The sequence below is a fragment of the Pedobacter sp. SAFR-022 genome (assembly GCF_051965375.1).
Classification (GTDB): domain Bacteria; phylum Bacteroidota; class Bacteroidia; order Sphingobacteriales; family Sphingobacteriaceae; genus Pedobacter.
On record NZ_JBQCME010000006.1, the window covers coordinates 91,449 to 113,116 of the forward strand.

General features: G+C 45.4%; 20 protein-coding genes. 8 read left to right on the forward strand and 12 right to left on the reverse strand.

Annotation, left to right across the window (positions count from 1 at the left end; all coding sequences use genetic code 11):
- The 6 genes from leuD (at position 1) to ACTHQF_RS14385 (ending at position 8,117) form a co-directional block, all read left to right on the forward strand.
- Entirely contained in the window at positions 1-594 is a 594-nt protein-coding gene (leuD, locus tag ACTHQF_RS14360) for a 3-isopropylmalate dehydratase small subunit (protein ID WP_440431154.1), read from the forward strand.
- Positions 594-2,057, forward strand: a complete 1,464-nt coding sequence (locus ACTHQF_RS14365; RefSeq protein ID WP_440431156.1) for an ATP-binding cassette domain-containing protein — start codon at positions 594-596, stop codon at positions 2,055-2,057. The genes leuD and ACTHQF_RS14365 overlap by 1 nt, the downstream gene beginning before the upstream one ends.
- Positions 2,054-3,142: a 3-isopropylmalate dehydrogenase gene (gene leuB, locus ACTHQF_RS14370; protein WP_440431158.1), complete on the forward strand. Its 1,089-nt coding sequence runs from the start codon at positions 2,054-2,056 to the stop codon at positions 3,140-3,142. Before ACTHQF_RS14365 ends, leuB begins: the two co-directional genes overlap by 4 nt.
- 12 nt (positions 3,143-3,154) lie before the next feature.
- Positions 3,155-4,663, forward strand: a complete 1,509-nt coding sequence (locus ACTHQF_RS14375; protein WP_440431160.1) for a 2-isopropylmalate synthase — start codon at positions 3,155-3,157, stop codon at positions 4,661-4,663.
- A 2-nt stretch (positions 4,664-4,665) separates the two neighbouring features.
- Complete coding sequence (gene ilvA / locus ACTHQF_RS14380; protein ID WP_440431162.1) at positions 4,666-5,916, forward strand: threonine ammonia-lyase IlvA; 1,251 nt, start codon at positions 4,666-4,668, stop codon at positions 5,914-5,916.
- Between the two features lie 101 nt (positions 5,917-6,017).
- Positions 6,018-8,117: a glycoside hydrolase family 97 protein gene (locus tag ACTHQF_RS14385; RefSeq protein WP_440431163.1), complete on the forward strand. Its 2,100-nt coding sequence runs from the start codon at positions 6,018-6,020 to the stop codon at positions 8,115-8,117.
- 30 nt (positions 8,118-8,147) lie between these two features.
- On the opposite strand, the gene ACTHQF_RS14390 is transcribed toward ACTHQF_RS14385, so the two are convergent.
- Positions 8,148-10,796, reverse strand: coding sequence for a PAS domain S-box protein (locus tag ACTHQF_RS14390; RefSeq protein ID WP_440431165.1), 2,649 nt, complete (start codon positions 10,794-10,796; stop codon positions 8,148-8,150).
- A 226-nt stretch (positions 10,797-11,022) separates the two neighbouring features.
- Here ACTHQF_RS14390 and ACTHQF_RS14395 point away from each other — a divergent pair, with 226 nt between their 5' ends.
- Both ACTHQF_RS14395 and ACTHQF_RS14400 read left to right on the forward strand, forming a co-directional pair.
- Positions 11,023-11,811 carry a 3-keto-disaccharide hydrolase gene (locus tag ACTHQF_RS14395; protein ID WP_440431167.1) on the forward strand — a complete coding sequence of 263 codons (789 nt, stop codon included), beginning with the start codon at positions 11,023-11,025 and terminating at the stop codon, positions 11,809-11,811.
- Between the two features lie 48 nt (positions 11,812-11,859).
- On the forward strand, positions 11,860-12,276 hold the full coding sequence (locus ACTHQF_RS14400; RefSeq protein WP_440431169.1) for a hypothetical protein: 417 nt from the start codon (positions 11,860-11,862) through the stop codon (positions 12,274-12,276).
- A gap of 5 nt (positions 12,277-12,281) precedes the next feature.
- On the opposite strand, the gene ACTHQF_RS14405 is transcribed toward ACTHQF_RS14400, so the two are convergent.
- From ACTHQF_RS14405 to hemB, 11 genes are all read right to left on the reverse strand, one after another.
- Complete coding sequence (locus ACTHQF_RS14405) at positions 12,282-13,274, reverse strand: ABC transporter ATP-binding protein (RefSeq protein WP_440431171.1); 993 nt, start codon at positions 13,272-13,274, stop codon at positions 12,282-12,284.
- 86 nt (positions 13,275-13,360) lie between these two features.
- Entirely contained in the window at positions 13,361-14,194 is an 834-nt protein-coding gene (locus ACTHQF_RS14410; protein ID WP_440431173.1) for an outer membrane beta-barrel protein, read from the reverse strand.
- A gap of 27 nt (positions 14,195-14,221) precedes the next feature.
- Positions 14,222-14,998, reverse strand: a complete 777-nt coding sequence (locus ACTHQF_RS14415) for a hypothetical protein (protein WP_440431174.1) — start codon at positions 14,996-14,998, stop codon at positions 14,222-14,224.
- A complete protein-coding gene (locus ACTHQF_RS14420; protein ID WP_440431176.1) occupies positions 14,979-15,548 on the reverse strand; it encodes an RNA polymerase sigma factor in 570 nt (189 codons plus the stop codon). The genes ACTHQF_RS14415 and ACTHQF_RS14420 overlap by 20 nt, the downstream gene beginning before the upstream one ends.
- Before the next feature lie 56 nt (positions 15,549-15,604).
- Entirely contained in the window at positions 15,605-16,150 is a 546-nt protein-coding gene (locus ACTHQF_RS14425) for a CopD family protein (RefSeq protein ID WP_440431178.1), read from the reverse strand.
- Positions 16,150-17,172 carry a uroporphyrinogen decarboxylase gene (gene hemE, locus ACTHQF_RS14430; RefSeq protein WP_440431180.1) on the reverse strand — a complete coding sequence of 341 codons (1,023 nt, stop codon included), beginning with the start codon at positions 17,170-17,172 and terminating at the stop codon, positions 16,150-16,152. Before hemE ends, ACTHQF_RS14425 begins: the two co-directional genes overlap by 1 nt.
- 14 nt (positions 17,173-17,186) lie before the next feature.
- Positions 17,187-17,702 (reverse strand): hypothetical protein, encoded by a 516-nt coding sequence (locus tag ACTHQF_RS14435; protein ID WP_440431182.1) that lies wholly within the window; start codon positions 17,700-17,702, stop codon positions 17,187-17,189.
- Positions 17,702-18,409: a response regulator transcription factor gene (locus ACTHQF_RS14440; RefSeq protein ID WP_440431184.1), complete on the reverse strand. Its 708-nt coding sequence runs from the start codon at positions 18,407-18,409 to the stop codon at positions 17,702-17,704. Before ACTHQF_RS14440 ends, ACTHQF_RS14435 begins: the two co-directional genes overlap by 1 nt.
- 5 nt (positions 18,410-18,414) lie before the next feature.
- Positions 18,415-19,281: a sensor histidine kinase gene (locus ACTHQF_RS14445; protein WP_440431186.1), complete on the reverse strand. Its 867-nt coding sequence runs from the start codon at positions 19,279-19,281 to the stop codon at positions 18,415-18,417.
- 39 nt (positions 19,282-19,320) lie between these two features.
- Entirely contained in the window at positions 19,321-20,694 is a 1,374-nt protein-coding gene (hemL, locus tag ACTHQF_RS14450; RefSeq protein ID WP_440431188.1) for a glutamate-1-semialdehyde 2,1-aminomutase, read from the reverse strand.
- Entirely contained in the window at positions 20,694-21,662 is a 969-nt protein-coding gene (gene hemB / locus ACTHQF_RS14455) for a porphobilinogen synthase (RefSeq protein WP_440431189.1), read from the reverse strand. The genes hemL and hemB overlap by 1 nt, the downstream gene beginning before the upstream one ends.
- Between the last annotated feature and the right edge of the window lie 6 nt (positions 21,663-21,668).

Below are 21,668 nucleotides of genomic sequence, written 5' to 3' on the forward strand. Positions count from 1 at the left end.
ATGAAGAAATTTACAACTTTAACTTCCTCGGTGGTGCCACTTCCAATGGAGAACGTGGATACCGACCAGATCATACCAGCGAGATTTTTGAAAGCCACGACCCGTGAAGGTTTTGGTGAGAACCTGTTCTGCGACTGGCGTTACGATGCTTCCAGAAATCCGCGCCCGGAATTCGTACTGAACAATCCAGCCCATAGCGGTAAGGTGCTGGTAGCAGGCAAAAACTTCGGCTGTGGAAGCAGCAGGGAGCATGCCGCCTGGGCGCTGCAGGACTATGGATTTGATGTGGTGATCAGCAGTTTCTTTGCGGATATCTTTAAAGGCAATGCCTTGAATAATGGCTTGTTGCCAATACAACTTTCAGATGGCTTTGTACAGCGGATCTTTCTTGCTGTGGAAACTGACCCTCAAGCGAAAGTTACGGTAGACTTGGAAGCCCAAACTGTGACCATTGAAACCACCAAGGAGTACGAGGATTTCGAAATAAACCCTTATAAAAAGTCTTGCCTGATTAATGGTTATGATGACATTGATTTCATTTTAAATCAGCGTCAGGCAATAGAACATTTTGAACACCAGAAAGCCGTCGTCTAATGGAAGTATTTGTCGGGATTGAGCATGTAAACTTAAAAATCAGAAACCGGGTTATCCTGGCTGATCTGTCCTGGCAAATTGCTAAAGGAGAGCAATGGCTCTTAAATGGCGCAAGTGGAAGTGGCAAAACCATGCTGGCAAAAGCTATAGCTGGTCTTGGACGAGTGAGCGGACAAATTAAGGTTCATTATGTCGCCGGTTCTACCCTGCCTGCCTCCACATTGTACGTTCCACAATGGTTGCAGTTCAAGGATAAACAAGGCAGTTCCAGTTTTTACTTTCAACAGCGCTTCAATAGTGCTGATGCGGAAAATACCATTACCGTTTGGGAGAGCCTGCTTGAATATGCAACAAGGATACATCGTTCTGAGGCGAAAGCACAGCTGCTTTTAGAGACCTTTGGCCTTTGGAGCAGAAAAGATGCACCGATCATTCAACTTTCCAGCGGTGAACACAAAAAATTGCAGCTGATCAAAGCATTACTCTACCGCCCACAATTCATGATATTGGACAATCCATATACCGGACTGGATGTGCAGACCAGAACCTGCCTGAATGAACAGCTAGAAATTGCCTGTGCTGGAGGTATGCAGTTGTTAATTGTAAGTAATGATGCAGCCATACCTGGATGCATCAACCGCTTTGCTTCGCTCCTAGATGGTAAACTGGTGACCAGTAACGAACCAATAGCGGTAAAGCAGCAGACGAACCTTGATTATCAGCTTCCTTACTTCCTGCAGCAAGCTCCAGTTTTAGCGGTAGAGGAACTCGTTTCTATGAGAAACGTGAACATCCGCTATGGCGAAAAACAGATTCTGAAAGATTTGAACTGGTGCGTCAAAGCAGGTGAAAAGTGGCTTTTGAACGGCCATAATGGCTCGGGCAAGTCGACCCTGATCAGCCTGCTGACCGGAGATAACCCTCAGGCTTACGGACAGGAAATACAGCTGTTCGGCCGAAAGCGCGGTACTGGTGAAAGCATCTGGGACATCAAAAAGCAAATTGGTTTTATCTCGCCTGAACTGCAATGGTATTTTGAACCAGGTTCTACCGTTTTTCAGGCGGTTGCTTCCGGATTGTTCGACACCAGCGGATTGTTCAGGAAACTGAGTCTGCAGCAAGAAGAAAAGACAAATGAACTACTGAAGCTATTTGGTTTGCACACCGAAGCAAATGATCTACTAACACAGCTTCCGCTAGGCAAACAGCGCCTGGCACTTTTAGCCCGTTCGATCATTAAAAACCCACCATTACTCATATTGGACGAGCCTTGTCAGGGCTTGGATGAAGCCCAAACAAGTATGTTCAATCAGGTGGTGGAATTATTATGTAACACGAATCGCAGCCTGATCTATGTGAATCATTTCGACCATGCCTTGCCTGATTTTCTTAGTCATGAGCTGATGCTTGAACAAGGTATTGCAATTCGTAATAAACCCATTTTAGAAAAAGAATACACATGAAAAAAAATATATTGGTCATACCCGGAGATGGGATTGGTCCTGAGGTTACCACTTGGGGCAAAGCAGTTTTAGAAAAGATCGCTGAAGTGTATGGCCATGAATTCAGTTTCCAGGAAGCATTGATGGGCCATGTTGCCATTGAAGCAACTGGAAATCCACTTCCTGACGAGACACTACAAAAAGCACAACAGAGCGACGCCATTTTATTTGGCGCTGTTGGGCATGCGAAATATGACAACGATCCTTCGGCGAAAGTTCGCCCGGAGCAAGGCCTGCTGAAGATTAGAAAAGAACTGGGGCTCTATGCCAACCTGAGACCAATCTTACTTTTTGACGAGCTACTAGATGCTTCAAGCATTAAGCCAAGCATCTTAAAAGGCACGGATATCCTGTTCTTCAGGGAACTCACCGGCGACGTTTATTTCGGAGAGAAAAAGCGTTCAGAAGATGGCCATACCGCATCTGACCTGATGATATATCAGCGCTATGAAATTGAACGTATTGCCCACAAAGCCTTTGAAGCTGCAATGACCCGCAGCAAGCGATTGTGTTCTGTGGATAAGGCCAATGTACTGGAGAGCTCCAGACTATGGCGGGAAACGGTACAGCAGGTAAGCAAAGCGTATCCTGAGGTAGAAACCGAACACATGTTTATCGACAATGCAGCCATGCAGCTGATCAAAGATCCAAAGCGTTTTGATGTGGTGCTTACCGCAAATCTTTTTGGCGATATCCTTACCGATGAAGCTTCGCAGATCGCAGGCTCGATGGGTATGCTGGCTTCGGCTTCCGTTGGCGATGGTACCGGATTTTTCGAGCCGATCCACGGTTCTGCACATGACATTGCAGGTAAGGATCTGGCGAATCCACTGGCCTCCATCCTTTCGGTGGCATTGATGCTCGACATCTCCTTTGGACTTAAATCCGAATCCAAGCTCATCATAGATGTGGTAAAGCAGGTGCTTGCCGATGGTTTCAGGACCAATGACATCGCTGATGGCAGCACCAACCCTTATAAGGTGCTCGGTACACAGGACATGGGCAAATTTATTTTAAAATTCATCGATCAACACACACTTTCTTAATCACATCATTTTATGTTACACGATCCGAACAGAGTATACGTTTTTGACACCACCCTTAGAGATGGAGAACAGGTTCCAGGCTGTCAGCTTGCCACCGCAGAAAAGGTAGAAATTGCGAAAGCACTGGAGGCGCTGGGCGTTGATGTGATTGAGGCGGGATTCCCGATCTCCAGTCCGGGCGACTTCCAGAGTGTTGTTGAACTATCAAAGGCCGTATCCGAGCCCATCATCTGTGCACTTACCCGCGCAAATAAAAAGGATATCGACGCTGCAGTTGCTTCGCTTCAATATGCCAAACGGCCAAGAATCCATACCGGCATCGGCTCTTCCGACATGCACATCAAGTATAAATTCAACAGCACCCGTGAGGAGATCCTGGAGCGTGCCGTGGAAGCGGTGAAATACGCGAAAGGTTTTGTGGAAGATATCGAGTTCTATGCAGAAGATGCCGGCCGTGCCGATAATGAATACCTGGCCCGAATGGTTGAAGCCGTCATTGCTGCCGGTGCAACCGTGGTGAATATTCCGGATACGAATGGCTACTGCCTTCCGGATCAGTATGGCGCAAAGATCAAGTACCTGAAAGAACATGTGTCTAATATTGATCAGGCGATCATTTCCGTGCATTGCCACAATGACCTCGGACTTGCGACTGCAAATACCCTTGCAGGTATTGTGAATGGTGCAAGGCAGGTAGAATGTACGATCAATGGTATCGGCGAACGTGCAGGAAATACGGCCCTGGAGGAGGTGACCATGATCCTGAAAACACACCATGCGCTTAACCTCCATACGAACATCAACAGCAAACATTTTTCGGAGATCAGCAATATGGTTAGCCGCATGATGCGCATGCCGGTACAACCTAATAAAGCGATTATCGGCCAGAATGCTTTTGCACACAGCTCGGGTATTCACCAGGATGGATTTTTGAAACACCGGGAGAACTATGAGATCATTAACCCTGAGGATGTAGGCATCGATAAATCCGATATCATCCTAACGGCAAGAAGCGGTCGCCATGCCTTGAAGCACCACCTGGAGCGTTTGGGTTATGAAATTGAACGCATCAAGCTGGATCAGGTTTATGAGACTTTCCTTACGATGGCCGATGAGAAAAAGCATATCAGCGATGATGACTTGCTGCTCTTGATGAGTGACGGAAAAGAAGACCCGTTTAAAAACGGTTACAAGTTGAAACTACTACAGGTACTGTGTGGAGACCCTTTAAGTCCAACTGCGACGGTGAAGTTAGAATACGAAGGTCAGGAACATGAAGCACTTGCCCGTGGCAATGGCCCGGTGAATGCCACGATCAAGGCTATAGAAAGCATCATCGGCAAAGCTGTAGAGTTGAAAGAGTTTAATATACAAGCCATGCACGGCGGCAGTGACGACGTGAGCAAAGTAAACATGCGTATTTCATACAACGGCAAGTCTTACCTGGGCTACGGTTTCAACACCGATATCGTGCAGGCATCGGCAAATGCTTACCTGGATGCCGTAAACAAATTCCTATAATCATGAACAAGACCAAAAACATAGCACTGGATTTCCAGGCTGCTGCAGCCAGGATACATGGCACCGTACGCCGTACACCATTGGAATATAATGCCGGACTATCGCTTAAATACCAGGCTGAGGTCTACCTGAAGAGAGAAGATTTACAAATTGTGCGCTCCTACAAGTTGCGGGGCGCATTTAACATGATATCAACACTTGCGGATGATCAACGTTCAAGGGGGGTTGTTTGCGCCAGCGCCGGCAACCACGCCCAGGGCGTTGCCTATTCCTGTAAGAAGCTGAACATCAAAGGGGTGATCTTTATGCCAGAGATTACCCCTAAGCAAAAGGTAAAACAAACGGAGATGTTCGGCGGTGACCACATCGAGATCGTACTCGTTGGTGATACCTTCGATGATTGTATGCGCGAGGCTTTGGTTTATACACAAAGTCATGGCATGACCTTCATCCCTCCTTTTGACAATCCGAAGATCATTGAAGGCCAGGGCACCGTTGGGGTAGAACTGTTCGAAGAACTACCGGACGTGGACTACGTGGTTATGCCGATTGGTGGCGGCGGACTCGCTTCTGGTGTAAGCAGTTACCTAAGGAACATTGCACCGGCTGTTCAGCTGATTGGCGTGGAGCCAGAAGGCGCGCCATCGATGAAACATGCACTACAGCATGGCGGGCCAGTAACCCTGGAGCAGGTAGACCGCTTTGTAGACGGCGCCTCCGTAAAACGCGTCGGAACACTAAACTATCAGTATTGCAGTGAACTCTTAGACGACATGCTGCTTGTCCCCGAAGGGAAGATCTGTACCACCATCCTGAAACTATATAACGAAGATGCGATTGTAGTAGAACCAGCTGGCGCCTTGTCGGTAGCTGCATTGGATCAGGTCGCTGCGGAGATTAAAGGGAAAAAGGTCGTTTGTATCATCAGCGGCGGAAACAACGACATTGAGCGCATGCAGGAGATTAAAGAAAAGTCCTTGCTTTACGAAGGCTTAAAACACTACTTCATTGTGCGCTTTCCACAACGCCCGGGTGCACTGAAGTTGTTTGTAAATAATGTGCTGGGCCCACACGATGACATTACCAGGTTTGAGTTTATCAAAAAGACAAACAAAGAAAGCGGACCTGCATTGGTGGGTATTGAGCTCAAAGAAAGCGGTGACTATCCCTTGCTCTTGCAACGCATGGCCGAGTTTAAGTTCGAGACCATCGAGTTGAATAAAGATCAAACCTTGTTTGAATATCTGGTATAACCAGAATTGCACAAAAATGTAATTAATAGTACCTGTTTGGGGTTTTATTTCGCTTTGCCGGGCACTTAGCTTAGCTTTGGAGCATATAAATGAAATAAAACATGCGTAAAACATTACTACTTTTCCTTTTAGTGCTAGGCTCCGGATGGATGGTCCAGGCACAGGAAATCAGTTCGCCCGACAAAAATTTAAGTTTGAAATTTGAACTAAATGCCTCGGGTACTCCCACTTATCAGCTTAAATACAAGAAAAAAGATGTTATAAAAACGAGCAAGCTTGGTATTGAAACCAAAGATGTACCCTCGTTTTTAACCGGCTTTACGGTTGTAAAAACGGAGAAGGTAACTGCTGACGAATCCTGGAACCCAGTTTGGGGTGAGCAGAAAACCATCCGTAATCACTACAATGAGCTTTTGGTCACCTTGAGCCAAAAGGCTGAAAAAGATCGTTATATCAGGTTACGTTTCCGCCTTTTTGATGATGGTCTTGGATTCCGGTATGAATTCCCGGAACAGGATAACCTGAATTACTTCATCATCAAGGAAGAAAGAACCGAGTTCGCCATGGCTGGAGATCACAAAGCTTTTTGGCTTCCGGGGGATTACGACACGCAGGAATACAGCACGGTAACTTCCAAACTGTCTGAGATCAGAGGACTGATGAAATCAGCAGTTACTCCAAACTCTTCCCAAACTCCATTTTCCGACACTGGTGTTCAAACACCATTGATGCTGAAAAGTAACGATGGCTTATACATCAACCTTCACGAGGCAGCATTGGTTGATTACTCAACCATGTCCTTGGAGCTGAATGATAAGACGATGGTCTTTGAATCGCACCTTACTCCTGATGCAATCGGCGACAAGGGTTACCTTCAGGCACCTACACAAACACCATGGAGAACAGTTATCGTAAGTGATAAAGCAGGAGACATCCTGTCATCCAAGCTGGTGCTTAACTTAAACGAACCAACCAAATACAAAGATGTTTCCTGGATTAAGCCGGTGAAATACGTTGGTGTATGGTGGGAAATGATTACCGGAAAAAGCAGCTGGGCTTATACAGATGAGAAGATCCAATTTGGCGTAACGGATTACAAGAAAACCAAGCCCAATGGTAAACATGGCGCAAACACCGCTCATGTAAAAGAATATATCGACTTCGCTTCGAAGCATGGATTTGATGCAGTACTCGTTGAGGGCTGGAATGAAGGCTGGGAAGACTGGTTTGGAAAAACCAAGGACTATGTTTTCGATTTTGTAACGCCTTATCCGGATTTCGATGTGAAAGAACTTCAGCGTTATGCTGCTGAGAAAGGTGTAAAAATGATGATGCACCATGAGACCTCCGGTTCAGTTCGTAACTACGAGCGTCATCTGGATACGGCATACAAGTTCATGGTTGAGCATGGCTATAACTCCGTGAAAAGTGGCTATGTAGGTAACATGATTCCCCGTGGCGAGTATCATTATGGACAGTGGCTAAACAACCATTATCTGTATGCCATCAAGAAAGCTGCGGATTACAAGATTATGGTTAATGCGCATGAAGCTGTTAGGCCAACGGGTTTAAACCGTACCTATCCAAACCTGATCGGTAATGAATCTGCCAGAGGAACCGAATACGAATCTTTCGGTGGAAACAACCCGGATCATACCACGATCCTTCCTTTCACCCGTTTGGTTGGTGGACCGATGGACTACACGCCTGGAATTTTCCAGACCAAAATCAGCGCTTATAACCCGGACAATAACTCCTATGTACGTACTACCCTGACTAAACAATTGGCTTTATATGTTACCATGTACAGTCCTTTGCAAATGGCGGCAGATTTCCCAGAAACCTACAACAAGTTTATGGATGCCTTCCAGTTTATCAAGGACGTTGCGGTAGACTGGGATGAGTCTTACGTTCTGGAAGCAGAGCCTGGCGATTACATCACGATTGCACGTAAAGCAAAAGGAAAAGATGAATGGTATATCGGTGGTATCACCGATGAGAACGCTCGTACTTCAACAGTAACCTTTAAGTACCTGCCAAAAGGAAAGAGCTTTACAGCGACCATCTACGCCGACGGCAAGGATGCGAGCTTTGACAAAAATCCGCAAAGCTATACCATTAGAAAAATCAAAGTTAATGCTAAGACGGTGATAAAACAGCAAATGGCACCTGGAGGTGGATTTGCGATCAGCGTAAAATAAATTATCAGAAAGGGCCCAGAAGGCCCTTTTTTATTGGGTAGCTTTCCGCAAAGGCAGTTTAAAGCAGAAGGTAGCCCCCTGCCCTTCGATGCTGTTAACCCATATTTCCCCGCCAGCTCTTTTGATGATCTCCGCTGAGATGTATAGTCCGAGGCCCAAGCCGGGGAAGGTATGTTGCATATCGCCGGTCACGCGGTAGAACTGCTCAAACACCTTGTCCAGGTTTTCTTTTGCAATGCCGATGCCGTAGTCCTTCACACAGAACTGAACGCCATCCGCTACACGCGTTGTAGAGATGTCTATCTTGCCTGTGCCGGGCGAATATTTAATTGCATTCGTAATCAGGTTGGTAATCACCTGGCCAATGCGCTCTTCATCCCCGAAGACTTCGACTGGATCCGAATATGTGACCGCTAGCAGGTGATTTTGAGTGGTCCGTTGAAGGTCTTCCACCAGTTCCGCTACGAGCGAGTTGAATTCGAAGGTTCGGTCATTGAACTGCAGGCGGCCGGAATTGATCTTAGTCACATCGAGCAAATCGCCAATAAGACTCGTTAATCGGTTTAGCTGTCCGTCCATTTTCGAGATCATCTGCGCTTCTTTCATGGAGCCGTTCTTCCGGAGCATACGCTCCAACACCTGTGTGTATGCCTTTATACTGGTTACAGGTGTCTTAAGCTCATGGCTTGCAATACCGATGAAGTTATCTTTTTGCTGCTGCAGGAACTTCTGTTCAGTGATGTCCATGCCAGCACCAATATAGCCCTCGAAAATACCCTCTCCATTATATTGCGGACGGCCGGTGGCTACGCACCAATGTATGGTGCCGTCGGTGTGGTGAATGCGATATTCGATTTCAAAAGAATCATGGGTCTGAAATATCGCCTGAAAGTGTTTTTCCAAGCGTAACAGGTCTTCTTCAACCACGGCCTTCAACCAACCTTCCCCTAGCTGTGCCTCAAAAGGGATACCGGTCCAGTCTATCCAGGTCTGATTTACATAGATAATATTGCCTTCTACATCCGATTGCCAAAGACCTGTCGGCGCAGCAGTGGTGATACTTCTTAATAGCGCTTCGCTTTTTTCGAGTGCCTGCTTGGATGCATGCTCCGGGCGCAGATCTCTGACCACCGCGCCAATAGCTATAGGACTTCCAGATTCTGGGTCATCAATTCGTATGCTGTTGTTAAAAACTTCAAAAGATTCGCCCGTCATCACGTTCCTGATCGACATCTTCCCTGACCATCGGCCATCACGAATTACCGCCGGCATCACCTCAAGCTTCATCATCTTGTAATCTTCCGGGGTGTAAAGCGCTTTCACATGGGTATTCCGCACCTGTTCATCATTCGTAAAGCCTAATAACCTGCGTCCCGCATCATTGATGTAGGAATGCCGTCCATTCAGGTTAAGAATAGACATCATATCCACACTGTTAGCAACCAGCGATAGCAGTTTTGTCTGCTCCCCTCGTGATTGCTTTTGATCTGTGATATCGAGCGTGATGCCCAAAATCCTTACCGCGACACCGTATTCAAAATACACCTTTCCTTCCACCCGCACCCAATGTAAAGAGCCATCTTTTCGATTTATACGGGCTTCATAGAACAAGATCCCAGTTTTCAATGACTCATTTATGGCTTTTGCTCTGGCATCCAGGTCATTTTTATGGAACAACGCTACGTACTCAGCGCGGCTCACCGGTCCGTCGAAGCCATGAATCCGTGCAAAGGTTTCCGATGTCACCATTTCACCGGTAATCAGGTTCAGGTCGAAAGTCCCCATCCCGACCGAATCTACCGCCAGCCGCGCCCGTTCTTCGGCTTCCTCTAGCTTGCGTTTGGACTGCACCTGCTCTGTAATTTCGCGTGCAATTGCAATCACTCCGGATATTGATCCATCTTCTTCGCGGAAAGGTTCATATACCAAATCAATGTATACATCTTCCTGCACCCCATTCCGAACAAGCGGTACCGCAACTTCATGACCTTTAAATGCCTGCCCGGTCCGCCGTACACGATCCATCTTCTCTTCGAAGCCGTGACCCTTTGCATGGATGAGCACACTAAATACCGGGCGACCGATTAAAAGTTCCTGAGGCGTACCATAGATTTCCGCCAGCTGTGGATTGATCATTTCTACAATATTGTCGCTGCCTTTGAAGATACCTATGCCTACCGGCGCCTGCATAAAAATAGAGTACAGCTGCTTGCGCTGTTCTTTCAGCGCCCGAAGATTGGCTTTATCACGCCCTACAAGTTTCACCATTTCGGTAACATCCACCGGCGTATGAAGAATCAGGATTACCTCTCCGGCATCATCTAAAATCGGCGTGTTTGTGGTGGTCCAATAGCGTTCCTCAAAGCGGTCGGTTCCCGGAATAGGAAGGTCATACCGATAATTGCTGATGGTATGTGGCAGCTTGTTCTTAATGGCTTGTGAAAACGAATACGCTGAGCGTTCGACATTTGCAGAAGCAGCCTCGTCCGGATTATCCGGAAAAGCCTCAAAAACAGGTCTCCCGATGATTAACTCACGCTTTGTATTTGTTGTATTCAGGTAAGCATTGTTGACGTCCAGTATAGTAAATATAGGTGCGTCAACACCCACCATAAGCTGCGCCGATGTACTGGAGTAGAATAAATTTTTATAAACCTGCTCTGATAATTGATCTCTCATGAAAAATTCCCGGGCAATAAACACGAACATCGCTTAACCAAACCCGTCTTGCTAAATTATTAAAAACATTTTAAGAAACGGCTAATTGTTGCCCTTGTGCTCAAAAACGCAGTCGTGTAGCGCAATAAACCTTTTGCCTTTTGCACAGTCGTACAGTAAACATTGTTACAATGCACAATTAAAAAATATCATAACTTAGACCATTAACCAAATTGAAGATTTAACTATGAACCAATTTAACATCAAAACCGCTTTTATCACTACTTCTTTAATGATTGCTGCCCTGGGTACGACCTTTGCACAGGAAAAAGCGAAACCTCAGGATACTGAGTTCTATACTCCTGTACCAGCGACTGTTACGCCCGGAAAAACCAATACAGATGCCCCTTCAGACGCAACCATTCTGTTTGATGGTAAGGACCTTTCTCAATGGGTATCTACGAACGACCGTAGTAAACCAGCTAAATGGAAGGTATCAAATGGCACCTTTACCGTTGTGAAAAGTGAAGGTAACATCGAGACAAAGAAGTCATTCGGCAACTACCAACTTCACCTGGAATGGCAAATTCCTGCAAATATCACAGGTGAAGGACAAGCGCGTGGAAATAGCGGACTGTTTCTGGCTTCCATCGGAAAAGGTGATGACGGCTACGAACTACAGATCCTGGATCCACACAACAACAAGACTTACACCAACGGACAGGCAGGAAGTATTTACAAACAGACTACTCCTTTGGTTAACCCAGGTAAAAAACCAGGTGAATGGCAAACCTATGATGTGATCTGGACTGCGCCGACTTTCAATGCTGATAGCACAATGAAAACACCAGCTAGAGTTACGGTATTTTTTAACGGCGTACTGGTACAAAACAACTTTGAACTTCAAGGTCCTACGCAGTACATCGGGAAAGCGGCATACCGTAAAGCACATGGTCCATCTCCAATCAAATTACAATCACATGGAGATAAAAGTGAGCCGATCAGTTTCAGAAATATTTGGATCCGGGAACTATAAAATTGTTTATGGCTGAAGAATTGCTAGGCCTTTATAAATCCAACACCAATGAAAATCAAACTTTTACTCTTGCTATGTATTGCTTCGCTTGGCTTGGCATCTTGCAAAAAGGACACCTACATCCAGGACACCCCAAACAGGACTATTATTCTAACTATTCAGCCGAACCAGTGGGTAATCGCTAATGAAGGAAGGACCATTACGACGGATCTTGAGATTCCCGAAATTGATCAGTTTAATGTTGATGTAGAAGGTATTCTGGTATATCTGGATCATCCGGTAAATGAAAATGGCTACATCGCCTTACCTTACACTTACAGCGGTAACAGCTATTCCTTTGAACACTTTAATGGTGGGATAGCGATAGATATTCAGCGTTCAGAATTTTCTACGCAGAACCCGGGACGACCTACCGTTCCAATTCGGGTTAAGGTGGTACTTATTCCATCAGTTGACATCACGTAATAACATTAATCGATACTAAGAAAACGGCCAATGTTCAACAGAACCTGGTCGTTTTTTTTGTGCCCAAAATCTGTAGCCAGCTGAATGCTCCGCAGCTTAATGCCCATGGCTTCGAGCTGAAGTTCTTCATAGAACCCTTTGTAATAAACGTCTTTAACTTCAAAAGTTAACGACCCAGTACCAAGCTCAACCCATTCCGGGTAAAACACCAGCTGCTTACCTTCGGTATCAATACCCAACTTTAACGCCTCAGCTGCGCTGAGCACATTGGCATTGCCCAACAACTTTGCGGTATAAATATGTTCAGGCGTATTGTACAGTTCATGGGGTTTTCCCTGTTGTAGCAGCTGACCGTCTTTTACCAACAAGAGCTTGTCGGCAAGGAAAAGTCCGTCTGCAGGATCATGGGAGACCAATATAACCGTAACTCCCGTCTCCGTGGCAATACGTTTTAAGTCCGCACGCAGCTGGTTTTTCAACAATGCGTCCACCTGGCTAAATGGCTCATCCAGTAGCAGCATTCTGGTATCACTTACCAGCGCTTTTGCAATGGCCACCCGCTGCTGTTCACCACCGCTAAGTTCGGTGATCCGCTTGTCCCGGAGATGTTCAATGTGAAGGTGCTTCATCATCTCTACGGTCTTGTCATGCTTTGATCTCACGTCGGTGTTAGACAGCATGGAGGCGATGTTATCATACACCTTGGCATAGATGTTCAATGAAAAGTCCTGGGTAACCATCTTCATGCCCTTGTGGCCCGGAATGAGTTGTTCATCAGGCCCAAGCACCCGCCTACCATTAAAAAGGACTTCCCCCTGATCCAGGGATAGTAATCCATAGATTGACTTCAGCAAGGTGGATTTACCACTGCCACTCTCGCCAATAATGGCGACGATCTCCCCTTCATCAATGTCGAAACTGATATCGCTGATACCTGAAAGCTGTTCGGTTTGATATTGTTTGGAAATGTTTCTTACGCTAAGAATGCTTGTATTCACTACACAAAGATAAGCTTTTAGCATAAAAAATCCCGCTGTGCGTTAGGCAGCGGGAGTTACAGGGTATTTGTGTGTTCTATTGTTTCTTAATTTAAGCCAAGAGTTACGCCGAACGACATGTTGCGAAGGTTTTTCTGTGCAGGACTGTCGAACATATCATTCATGTAGTATTTTGCAAATACGCCCAGACTGCCATAACCTAAGCGTACCGTACCACCGTAACGGAAGGGCTGCAGGTGATAATCATCTTTTACCTTCTGCTTACCGCGCTCATCGCTGATCTGCTTGATCTTTCCATTTAACAAAAAGCCGATCTCCGGGCCAAAAACAAAGTAGAAGCGCTTACCATTATCGTTCTCTTTGGTACGTAATTCAAAGTTCAAAGGAATATGTACGTAGCTGCTAGAAAAACGGTTTTTATCGAAATGGATATCCTCGTTGATATAGGTAAGGTTTTGTGGTTCATTCTGTAAGGTAATATCCTTTTTCAAACGGATCAGTGTCCAGTCGAAACCACCTGCTAGATACACCTTAAAGTTCTGATTGAAACGGTATCCGAACTGCAGTACATCAAAGGAAACGGTACTGGTCTTACCTGGTTTATAATCCAGAAAATCATTCGTCGGCGATAAGCTAAAACTTCCATCATCGATCAGCTTAGAAAAGCCCAGGTCAATCCTGGTCAAAGTGATACCGCCCATAAAGCGCCCTTTTGTTTCATCCTGGTGCCTGATGGTATCTCTGTTGCTCCGACGGCCAGGCCTTTCATCATCACCAAACTGCACGCTAAATTTGTATCGTTTCTTTTCTGTGGTGTCCTGTTGCTTCTTTTCTGTAGAATCCTGCTGTGCCTGAACATTCTGGGCAATTGCACCGGCAAGTCCGCTTACCATCAATGCAGTTAAAATAAGTCGTTTCATTTTGTGTTGGTCTATTTGTGTATTTCTTTATCTACTTCTTCTTTGGTTGATCTTTAGCGGTCCAATGTTGATCGCTACAAGCGAGGTCCCTTCATCGTCGTCTGTTCTAAACTCCACAAACTTCTGTTCACGTTTGTCAAGTTTATCAACGACAAAGTTTACCAGATCCCCTGCATTTCTGATCCTTGGCTTTGTCTGTTGCTCCACTTCCGCGGTTTCGTTAATCGCCGAGCTTATTTCAGGTCCCGTATCCACCGGCTTACTGTTATTAGCCAGGGCAGTTTCCGTGATTGCTGTTTCCACTTCCGTTGTGATCGCAGAAGCAGGTTCCTCAGCCGCTTTAATAGTATGATGAAGATCTTCCTGAACTGGTTGCATGGCAACTAAACTTTTTTCTTCTTCGATTAAATCGTTGGACGCAACATCAACCTTTTCACCAAGGGAAGCATGATTGATCTCCTCAGTAGAACCGGACTGATCTTCAGGCGCAGCGATTTGGGTTTCAACATTCGCGTGCTGATCTGCGGACACAACCGGACTAGCAGCTGTCGCTGGTGCTTCAACCGGCACTGATACCTGAGGTGCATGTAAGGCGATTTTTTCTTGTGGCTTAAACAGCAAACCGGCAGAAAGTGCTACCAGCACCATGGCCGCAGCAGCCCAGTATACAGAGGGGTTACGCTTTTTCTTTGTTTTTAGCTCTGGTGCGATACGCTCCCATAGATCATTGCCAGGTTGCACTTCCGCATCCATTAAACGATCCTTGAATAAGCGATCAAATTCATTATCCGGTATATGTTGCATAATTTATGCCCTCCATTTTAATAATCTCTTGTTTCAAAATTGCTCTGGCTCTTGATAGTTGCGACTTACTTGCACCCTCCGAAATTCCAAGCATTTCGCTGATTTCTTTGTGCGAATAACCCTCAATCGCATACATGTTGAACACGAGTCTGTAGCCATCAGCCAGGTTCTGTATCAGCTTCATCAGATCCTGCATGCCCAGTCTATGGAAGTCGAAACCCGTAGCTGGTTGTTCATACGCATCGTCGATAGGTACAACATTCATCGACTTGATGTTTCGGCGATAACTTTCAATCGCTGTATTTACCATAATGCGACGCATCCAACCTTCAAACGATCCATCACCCCGGTATTCAGTAACCTTTTGAAAGATCTTAATATAACCCAGCTGCAGGGAGTCCTCAGCTTCCATCCGGTCTTTGGCATAACGCATACAAACGGCCAGCATCTTCGAGGCAGTCTGCTTATAAAGCAGTTCCTGCATCTTACGATTACCGGCTTTACAGCCTTCCATCAATTCGGTTATGGTATAGGTTCGCGTCAACTTCATGATCTCTTATAACACAAAGATGATGAAAGCCAGCAGATGGTTGCACGCAACCGAAATTATTTTTGATGTTTTGCGCGATAGCGCTTGTACCATTTCACAGCTGTCATGATCAGGACTGCAAAAATGATTAAGCCCGCAAGGCCATAGATCCAGTTTACGGCACTTTTCAGCACTACTGTAAACACAATGGCAACCAGGAAAATGGTAGCAACTTCATTCCAGAGACGAAGTTTAAAGGAGCTCAGCTTGAAGATACCAGCTTTAAGCTGATTCATAATACCTTGGCAAATGAAGTGATAAGCAATTAAACCAGCTACGAAGGCCAGTTTAACATGCATCCATGGTGCCTGAAGCAAAGCTGGCCTCATAATAAGCATGGTAACACCGGCAAGTACAGTGAGTACCATTGCCGGTGTTGTAATAATATTCCAGAGTCTGCGCTCAATTTTCTCATACTCCCGCTGCAGAATGTCGCGCTCCAGCGCTGGCTTCTCATTCGCTTCCGTATGATAAATAAACAAGCGGACACTGTAAAACAGGCCTGCCATCCAGCTAACCACAAATATGATGTGAACAGATTGAACAGACAGGTATGCTGACATTAGTATTTGAAGGCTTTAACTGTTTCTATCGCAAACTTAACGTTGTCAAAAGGAATGTCGGGCATAATACCGTGACCAAGATTGAAGATAAATCCATCCTCGCCACGCATACGCTCAAACAATGCCAGGATGTGTTTCTTGATCACCGGCTTATCCGCATATAAAATATGTGGATCAAGATTTCCCTGAACAGCAATCCCAGCAGGTAGTGCCTTTTTGATATTCAACAGATCTGCATTCCAGTCAATGGATACCACATCAGGTTTTGCTTCTGCCATGATCGGCGCGAATACAGAACTGCCCTTGCAGAAAGAAATCACAGGAATATCTTTTCTGTTCAGATTGGCAATAATCTCCTGGATGTACCGGTGAGAGAATTCCTGGTAATCGTTCCAGGATAAAGCAAGCGCCCAGCTATCAAAGATCTGAAGTGCATTTACACCCGCTGCAATTTGCAGGTTTAGGTAGTCGGCAGTAACCTTCGCAATCTTCGCCAACAAGCGGTGTGCAAGCTCAGGATGGTTATGGATCAGAAGTTTAGTTAACTTGAAATCTTTTGAAGAACCGCCTTCCACAAGATAGCTCATTACGGTGAACGGTGCGCCCGCAAAACCAATCAATGGAATACGACCATTCAGGCGCTGCTGAATAACTTTGATCGCATCAGCAACATATTGCAGGTTGTCTAAACAATCTACATTTAGGTTATCAATATCCTGAGCGGTACGAACAGGGTTTGCAAACTTCGGTCCTACGCCTTGCGTAAAACTCAAGTCACCACCCATTGCTTCGCCGGTAACCAGGATGTCTGAAAACAAGATGGCGGCGTCAATGTCCAACAGATCTACAGGTAACATCGTTACATCGGCAGCAAGCTCCGGAGTTTTGCACATTTCAAGGAAGGAATATTTGTTCTTAATCTCCCAATATTCAGGCATAAACCTCCCTGCCTGGCGCATCATCCATACTGGCGGACGCTCGGTAGGTTTGGAAAATGCGGCATCTAAAAATAACGTGTTCATCAATCTGTGTGTTTTTATAATTTGTTTGCTTCTATGTCTAATTTTTGAATGATCTCTTGCGCTTTTGGCGTAACGGCGAGTGTTTTCGCGTGCTCAATATAGGCGATCATACGTTCTTTATCTTTTTTCCGGAGTGCAAGATTTGCCAGGTGGATCATTACAAAAGCTTTGTCGTTCTTCCCGCCAAGTGGAAACCGGCTGGCGATCTGGAAATGTCGCTCGGCATCGTCGAACATGCCTTTTTTAAGGACAATATTCCCCATCATAAACTCGTAATACCCCCTGCGCTTTCTGGCTAGCCTATCCGGATTTGGCACTTCGGCCAGCACACGTTCGGCATGATCATAATCTCCCTTATGATAATACTTCGCAGCAAGCAAGATGGAGCTCTGTTTGAAATGGCTCCACAATACAAAGCCAAAGAACATTGCTCCAACAGCGGCAAGTTCTTCTTGTTTATACACCAGGCATATCGCTGAGGCAATTAAAAACACTGCCATCAGGATATACCTGCCTTTTGCGTTATACATTAATTCTGATTGTCTGTGAATTTATAGCCAACCCCGCGGATCGAGTGAAAGTAAACCGGATTTTTTTGATCAGGCTCAAAGTACTTACGGAAAGTTAAAATGAAGTTGTCAATGGTGCGGGTACTTGGATATACATCGTAGTTCCAAACTGTCTCCAGGATCTGCTCCCTGGAAACTGCTTCGTTCTTACGCTCAATAAGTAGCTTCAACAACATCGTCTCCTTCTTGGTTAAAGGAACAATATGCCCATCGTCCTGCTTTAATTCAAAAGAGTTGAAATAAATAGTTTTGTCACCGATCTTGTAAGAGTTCAGTTCTTTTAGATCATCAGACTTCATGCTGCGTTTAACAAGAATACCAACCCTTAAGATAAGCTCTTCCAGATTAAAGGGCTTCACCAAGTAATCATCAGCACCTTTTTTCAAACCCATCACACGATCTTCACTGGTGTTTTTCGCTGTCAGGAATAAAATTGGAACTTCTGAATTCTCCAGTCTGATGGTCTCACATACCTGGAAGCCATCCATTTCCGGAAGCATTACGTCCAGGATGATCAGATTAAAACGCTCCTCTTTGAAAACCTTTAGTGCAGTCTTGCCATCTTTTACTGCATGAACCTTATAGCCTTCCAGTTCAAGGTTCAATTTTATTGCATCTAATAAATGGTCTTCATCTTCAACCAATAATATTCTTAATTTCTGTGGCATATGCTTTAACTAAATGTTACTTCAAAAATGGCACCCTGCGGTACGTTATCTTTAACGCTAATGTCAGCGTCATGGTTTTGCAAAACTTCTTTAACTATAAATAAACCAAGCCCGGTACCCTTGGTTTTGCGCACACTTTCATCACCCACACGGTAAAATTTATCGAAGATCAACATCTTCTCATTATCGGGAATACCTGGCCCTTTGTCGGCAACCCTTAAGAAAGGACTACCATTCTCGACCCCGAGGTTTACCGAAACCTCGGCACAAGGACCAGAATACTTAATTGCATTTTCAATCAGGTTGGTCACTACAGATGACAAGGCAAATGGGTCCCCAACTACCTTAACATCCGGTTGAATGTTTGTTTTGATCATCTGCGCAGAACCGCAGGAATGTATCTGTAAACGGTCAGTGATCTTTACAACAAGATCCGAAAGGCTAAACTGCTCCTTTGGAAAAGAATAAGATCTATTCTCAATCTTGGTTGCCAGCAGCATGTTTTCCACCAGATCATCCAGACGCTCAATATCCTTTAAAGAATTGCTGAGCAGAATGGTTTGTCTCGCTTTATCCAGGTCACGTTTAACAATGGTCTGCAACGATAGCTTTATGGCCGCCAAAGGCGATTTGAGCTCATGCGTTACCGAAAGCAGGAAGTTCGTCTGTTGTTCATGCAGGTTTTCTTCCTTACGGATGGAACGGTGCAGGAAATAAGCACCAATGCCAAGCAGGAACACGAATACAGCCCCCTCACCCACTACCATGGCCATTCTGGAAGGCTGTAGTTTAATAACCAGGGCACCCCAGGAGATCAGCTGTACTAAGGCATACAGCAGCATGAAATAAAATATGATGATCGACTTTTTCAATACGGATGACCTATTTTCCTGACGAATGTACCACTTAATTTACTTATTTCTAAAAACTATATCCAGGGCGTCCAGAATAGCTCTTTTGGCTTTTTCAAGCTCGATCTTGGTATGTGCTGCCGAAACAAATCCAACCTCGTAACCTGATGGTCCGATGTAGATACCACGGTTCAGCAACTCACGGTGGAATTGCTTGAACTTGTCCATGCTGGCCACATCAATATCCTCGGCAGTCTGAATTTTATCTTTATCTGTGAAGGCAAACCAGAAAATGGAACCTACATGGAAAACTTTCAGTTTATAGCTCCTTGCAGATGCAAACCGTTGTATGCTCTCCGCAAACTCTGCAGTCTTCGCATTCAACTCCTTGTAAAAACCGGAACGAAGCAGCTCTGTTAGCTGGGCGATACCTGCAGCCATGGCAACTGGATTCCCGGACAGTGTTCCTGCCTGGTACACACCACCATCGGGTGAAATGTGCCCCATAATTTCCGCTGAAGCACCGTACATTCCCACTGGTAACCCTCCACCGATGATCTTTCCATAGGTCACGATATCCGGCTTAACGTCATAGTATGCTGCAGCACCTTCGAATCCAATTCTGAATCCGGTGATCACCTCATCAAAAATCAACAAGGCTTTGTGCTCATGGCAGGTTTTCTCCAGAAACTGCACAAAGGATTTCTCCTGCATTAACAAACCATTATTTGCAGGGATACCTTCAATGATCACTGCTGCAATCTGGTTCTTAAATTGTTCTAAAGCCTCCGTAACGGCATGCTCATCATTCAATGGAATAACGATCGTTTCCAGGGCGAATGAATGTGGTACCCCTTTGGAAGATGTTTCTCCAAAGGTTACCAGACCAGAGCCGGCTTTTACCAGCAGTGAGTCACTGTGCCCATGGTAGCAACCTTCAAACTTCAGGATCTTATCTCTGCCGGTATACCCCCTTGCAAGTCGGATCGCCGACATTACCGCTTCGGTACCCGAGCTCGTAAAACGGATCTTCTCTACAAAACGGTTGTTCTTGATAATCAGCTCCGCAAGTTCATTCTCCAGGGCCGTAGGTGCGCCGAAGCTCATGCCATGCTGCATCACCTCCATCACCTTCTCACGAACTTTCGGATTGTTGTGCCCCAGGATCAAAGGACCCCAGCTTGCACAAAAGTCGATAAACTGGTTGCCGTCAGCATCCCATACGTAACAACCATCACCCTTTTGAATGAATAATGGTGTGCCGTATACCGATTTGAATGCACGTACCGGTGAGTTTACCCCACCAGGGAAGTAGGTTTTTGCTTTTTCATACAGCTCAGCCGATTTCTCTCTTGAAATATCTGGCTTTGTTCCAGTATTTACAGGCAGATCACCTTCATTCCCGGAAAACATTTTCTTAAAGGATTCTAACATTATAACCAGTTATTTTCAACAATATCTTTAATATGGTAGGTGGTGATCACACTTGCGCCTGCTCTGGCAAAAGCATACATGGTTTCCATTACGACCTTCTGCTCATCGATCCAGCCTTTCTCAGCGGCAGCTTTAATCATCGCAAATTCACCCGACACGTTATAACACGCTATTGGAACATCACATTGCTGCTTTAAGTCTGCAATAACATCCAGATAAGCCAATGCTGGCTTTACCATCAAGATATCAGCACCTTCACTTTCATCAATTAACGCTTCTCTGACCGCTTCTTTTCCATTCCGGAAGTCCATCTGGTAGGCTTTACGGTCACCTTTGCTTGGTGCACAATCTGCGGCTTCGCGGAAAGGACCATAGTACGCCGAAGCGAACTTCGTAGCGTGAGACATAATACCGGTATTTACATAGCCATTGCTGTCCAGTAAATTACGAATAGCTAAAATGCGCCCGTCCATCATATCCGATGGCGCAAGCAAATCTGCACCAGCTTGTGCATGGGTAAGCGACATTTTTGCAATCAACTCTACCGTTGCATCATTCTGAACGTAATCGTCATGCATTATACCACAGTGCCCGTGTGTTGTATAAGAACAAACACATACGTCGGTTACGACATACAAATCGTCACCAAACTGTTTTTTCAATGCTCTTACCGCTGTAGGTACCAGCGAATGGTCGTGATAAGCAGAACGTGCGTCTTCACTTTTCTCATCGCCTACACCAAACAGCATTATTTTGTTGATACCGTATTTCAACCCATTTTCAACATCCTTGATCAGGGTGTCGATAGAAAAATGGTGAACACCAGGCATAGCATCAATCGCATGTTTCACACCTGTTCCCGGTACAATAAAGTAAGGATAGATGAACATATCTTTCGACAGCCTGGTTTCGGCAACCATTTCTCTGACAATAGGGTTTTTTCTTAATCTTCTAGGACGGCTTAACATTTGTGA

Coding starts and splice junctions, on each gene's coding strand:
- leuD (WP_440431154.1), top strand. CDS start 1: ATGAAGAAATTTACAACTTTAACTTCCTCGGTGGTGCCACTTCCAATG.
- ACTHQF_RS14365 (WP_440431156.1), top strand. CDS start 594: ATGGAAGTATTTGTCGGGATTGAGCATGTAAACTTAAAAATCAGAAAC.
- leuB (WP_440431158.1), top strand. CDS start 2,054: ATGAAAAAAAATATATTGGTCATACCCGGAGATGGGATTGGTCCTGAG.
- ACTHQF_RS14375 (WP_440431160.1), top strand. CDS start 3,155: ATGTTACACGATCCGAACAGAGTATACGTTTTTGACACCACCCTTAGA.
- ilvA (WP_440431162.1), top strand. CDS start 4,666: ATGAACAAGACCAAAAACATAGCACTGGATTTCCAGGCTGCTGCAGCC.
- ACTHQF_RS14385 (WP_440431163.1), top strand. CDS start 6,018: ATGCGTAAAACATTACTACTTTTCCTTTTAGTGCTAGGCTCCGGATGG.
- ACTHQF_RS14390 (WP_440431165.1), bottom strand. CDS start 10,796: ATGAGAGATCAATTATCAGAGCAGGTTTATAAAAATTTATTCTACTCC.
- ACTHQF_RS14395 (WP_440431167.1), top strand. CDS start 11,023: ATGAACCAATTTAACATCAAAACCGCTTTTATCACTACTTCTTTAATG.
- ACTHQF_RS14400 (WP_440431169.1), top strand. CDS start 11,860: ATGAAAATCAAACTTTTACTCTTGCTATGTATTGCTTCGCTTGGCTTG.
- ACTHQF_RS14410 (WP_440431173.1), bottom strand. CDS start 14,194: ATGAAACGACTTATTTTAACTGCATTGATGGTAAGCGGACTTGCCGGT.
- ACTHQF_RS14415 (WP_440431174.1), bottom strand. CDS start 14,998: ATGCAACATATACCGGATAATGAATTTGATCGCTTATTCAAGGATCGT.
- ACTHQF_RS14420 (WP_440431176.1), bottom strand. CDS start 15,548: ATGAAGTTGACGCGAACCTATACCATAACCGAATTGATGGAAGGCTGT.
- ACTHQF_RS14425 (WP_440431178.1), bottom strand. CDS start 16,150: ATGTCAGCATACCTGTCTGTTCAATCTGTTCACATCATATTTGTGGTT.
- hemE (WP_440431180.1), bottom strand. CDS start 17,172: ATGAACACGTTATTTTTAGATGCCGCATTTTCCAAACCTACCGAGCGT.
- ACTHQF_RS14435 (WP_440431182.1), bottom strand. CDS start 17,702: ATGTATAACGCAAAAGGCAGGTATATCCTGATGGCAGTGTTTTTAATT.
- ACTHQF_RS14440 (WP_440431184.1), bottom strand. CDS start 18,409: ATGCCACAGAAATTAAGAATATTATTGGTTGAAGATGAAGACCATTTA.
- hemL (WP_440431188.1), bottom strand. CDS start 20,694: ATGTTAGAATCCTTTAAGAAAATGTTTTCCGGGAATGAAGGTGATCTG.
- hemB (WP_440431189.1), bottom strand. CDS start 21,662: ATGTTAAGCCGTCCTAGAAGATTAAGAAAAAACCCTATTGTCAGAGAA.